A 2,681-nucleotide genomic window follows, 5' to 3' on the forward strand; every position below is an offset into this window, starting at 1 on the left:
GGCCTGCGACGAGTGTGGTGGATGCGGCGTTTTGGGATGCGGTCGAGCGTGGCGACGCGGAGGCTCTCGGAGTTGATGCTGAGCAGTCGTTGAGCGCCGCGTTGCCCGCATTGGCGTCGTGGCGACGGGCGCGGCAGGAAGAGTCGGTTATCGACGCATGGCGGTATCGGCTGACCTGGGCCCCGGTCGTCGCGGATCCTTCTTCGCAGCTTTCTGGCGTGTGGTTGGTGGTGGTCGAGCCGGATGAGGCGGAGACGGACGTTGTCGCCGCGCTGCGGGGCGCAGGCGCCGAGGTGCGTGTCGTAACGATCGATGAGCTGGACGCGGGGCCGGTCGCGGGTGTGGTGTCGTTGTTGTCGGTCGAGGCCACGGTGCCATTGCTCCAGGCCCTTGTGGCTGCCGGGGTCGATGCGCCGTTGTGGTGTGTCACTCGGGGTGCGGTCTCCGTGGTGGACGGGGATGTGGTGGATCCGTACGCGTCGGCCGTATGGGGCCTGGGCCGTGTGATCGGTTTGGAGCATCCGGACCGTTGGGGCGGGCTGGTCGACCTGCCCACCGCATGGGGTGAGCGAACCTCCGGTCTGTTGTGCTCGGTGCTTTCGGGCGCCACGGGTGAGGACCATATAGCGATCCGTGGCGACGAGGTGTTGGGCTGTCGTCTGAGCCGTGCGACGACGTCGGGCCCGGGGTCGTCCACTGCCTGGGAAACGTCGGGAACCGCGCTGATCACCGGTGGAACGGGTGCCCTGGGGAGCCATGTCGCCCGATGGCTTGCGGCTACCGGCGTTGACGAGATCGTGTTGACGAGTCGGCTGGGCGCGGACGCTCCCGGAGCACGGGAACTGGTCGCCGAACTGTCGGCCACGGGCGTATCGGCCCGCGTCGTGGCGTGTGATGTGGCCGATCGAGACGCGGTCGCGGAGCTGATCGAGACCATTCCGGACCTCCGCGTGGTCGTCCACGCCGCGGGAGTACCGAGCTGGGGTGCGTTGAGCGCACTCACCGCACAGGACCTTCAGGATGGGATGAGGGCGAAGGTCGCGGGAGCCGTCCACCTGGATGAGCTGACGCGCGGTATGCCCTTGGATGCCTTTGTGTTGTTCTCGTCGGTGGCGGGGGTGTGGGGGAGCGGGAGTCAGTCGGCGTATGCGGCGGCGAACGCCTTTTTGGATGGGTTGGCGTGGCGGCGTCGTGGTGTTGGGTTGGTGGCGACGTCGGTGGCGTGGGGGATGTGGGGTGGCGGTGGTATGGCTGTTGGGGGTGAGGGGTTCCTGGTTGAGCGTGGTGTGTCGGGGATGGCTCCGGGGTTGGCGGTGGCTGCGTTGGGGCGGGCGTTGGGTGATGGTGAGACGGCGCTTGTGGTGGCGGATGTGGACTGGGAGCGGTTCGGGCCGAGGTTCACCGCGTTGCGTCCGAGCCCACTGCTGAGCGAGCTGATCCCCGACACGTCCGAGTCTGGGGCTCCGCTGGGTGAATTCGCGGCCCGTTTCCAGGCCATGTCCGAGGGCGAGCGCATGCGCGCGGCCGTCGACCTGGTGCGTGTTTCGGCCGCGGCCGTGCTGGGGCACCAGGGACCGGAGGCCATCGACCCCGTCAGGACGTTCCAGGAGATCGGCTTCGACTCGCTGACGGCGGTGGAGTTGCGCAACCGGATCGCCACGGCCACGGGTATCCGACCGCCGGCCACGATGATCTTCGACTATCCGACTCCTGTGGCCCTCGCCGAATACCTGAGCGTGGAATTGCTCGGTTCGCCGCAGGACAGTGCGCCGCCGTTGCAGGTGACCGCACCGGATGACGGTGATCCCATAGTCATCGTCGGCATGAGCTGCCGCTTCCCCGGGGACGTCGAGTCTCCCGAGGACCTGTGGCGGCTGATCGACTCCGGCGGCGATGCCATAACGGCCTTTCCGACGGACCGTGGATGGGACCTGCCCAGCCTCTTCGACACGGCTGTGGGGGAGTCGGGGACGTCGTATGCGCGTGTCGGCGGATTTGTCCACGGCGCGGGCGAGTTCGACCCGGGCTTCTTCAGGATCTCGCCGCGGGAAGCGGCGGCGATGGATCCGCAGCAGCGGCTGCTGCTGGAGGCGTCCTGGGAGGCGTTCGAGCGGGCCGGTATCCCGGCCGACTCGGTCAGGGGCAGCCGGACGGGAGTGTTCGTCGGAGCCTCGCCGCAGGGCTATGGCGCTGCCGAAGCGTCGGAGGGCTATTTCCTCACCGGTAGTTCGGGCAGCGTCATTTCGGGTCGGGTGTCGTACACGCTGGGCCTTGAGGGCCCGGCGGTCACGGTGGATACGGCGTGTTCGTCGTCGTTGGTGGCGTTGCATCTGGCGGTGCAGGCGTTGCGGTCGGGTGAGTGCTCGCTGGCGCTCGCGGGTGGTGTCACGGTGATGGCGACACCCACTGCTTTCGTGGAGTTCTCGCGTCAGCGTGGGTTGGCTGCCGATGGCCGGTGCAAGTCCTTTGCCGCTGGTGCGGATGGGACGGGGTGGTCGGAGGGTGTTGGGCTGTTGTTGGTGGAGCGGTTGTCGGATGCGGAGCGGCTTGGGCATCGGGTGTTGGCGGTGGTGCGTGGCTCCGCGGTGAATCAGGATGGTGCGTCGAATGGGTTGACGGCGCCGAATGGTCCGTCGCAGCAGCGGGTGATCCGGCAGGCGTTGGTGAGTGCGGGGTTGTCC

1 pseudogene is annotated in these 2,681 nt (G+C 68.0%); it reads left to right on the plus strand.

Annotated elements, in window-relative coordinates:
- Nucleotides 1–17 precede the first annotated feature (17 nt).
- Nucleotides 18–2,681 (plus strand): annotated as a pseudogene (locus NP777_RS47970) (SDR family NAD(P)-dependent oxidoreductase); the annotation flags it as partial.

Source organism: Streptomyces rugosispiralis (assembly GCF_024505145.1).
Taxonomy (GTDB): Bacteria; Actinomycetota; Actinomycetes; order Streptomycetales; family Streptomycetaceae; genus Streptomyces; species Streptomyces rugosispiralis.